The sequence below is a fragment of the Paenisporosarcina sp. P4_D4 genome (assembly GCF_056401835.1).
The window spans coordinates 1-790 of sequence record NZ_JBFUIO010000381.1; the positions used below are offsets into that span (position 1 = coordinate 1).

General features: G+C 31.8%; 1 protein-coding gene. It reads left to right on the top strand.

Annotated elements, in window-relative coordinates; all coding sequences use genetic code 11:
- The first annotated feature begins 122 nt into the window (after nucleotides 1-122).
- Complete coding sequence (locus tag AC1DSL_RS18975; RefSeq protein ID WP_477533441.1) at nucleotides 123-584, top strand: hypothetical protein; 462 nt, start codon at nucleotides 123-125, stop codon at nucleotides 582-584.
- Nucleotides 585-790 lie beyond the last annotated feature (206 nt).

Below are 790 nucleotides of genomic sequence, written 5' to 3' on the forward strand. Positions count from 1 at the left end.
TTTTAAAGGTGGTATTTCCTTATGATAAGACTATATTCTTGTTCAACTAATCTGCCCTGTTTTCATTAGCATAAATAAAAAAAGCCCGGGAATTATAAGGTAAATAAAAAAGAGGTGAAATAATGAAAATAATATTACTAACTTTGGCTGTTCTTTCTAGCGTTCTCTTTCAATCAACACCACTCTCTGAAGCATCAAAATCTGATATAACAAATCCAAAGTTAGAGTACCTGGATAATCAAAGTAAATCTTTTATTAGTGAAGATGAATTTTATAACGAGGTAGATAAAAAAATCTATCAAGAATATAAGAACGCTGCATTTAGTATACGCCAAAAAATTTCTTTTAAAGATGTTCCAGATGCAGAATTCACTTTCAACCAAAAGACTAATAATTGGATTAGTAAAAAAATGAATCTTAAACATCAGACTCATGTTCATCCCAATCGACAAGTATATTTTATGGCATCTTTTCACCAAAATGAAAAAGAAGAATGGCATAAATATGTAGTGATTGACGCTGAAACCAAAAAGGTACTTCTTGGTGGAAATCATTATCATTTGTACGAAAATCCTTACAATTAAACAAACTAAACCACCATCGAACTTGGTGGTTTTTATATTGATTTTCTTAATCAACATTTACTATCTCATATTGAACTAACCTGCCCCGTTGAATAAGAAAATTGGCGTTACTCCTTATTGAAGTAAAGCACCCGTTTGTTGAATAAGGAACTGCTCGAAACATTATTCACTGTGGACTCAATTCAGGTCCCCAAGGAGCTGGTGTA

Bases quoted from the DNA above. Each gene is read 5' to 3' on its own strand.
- AC1DSL_RS18975 (WP_477533441.1), top strand. From the start codon at position 123: ATGAAAATAATATTACTAACTTTGGCTGTTCTTTCTAGCGTTCTCTTT.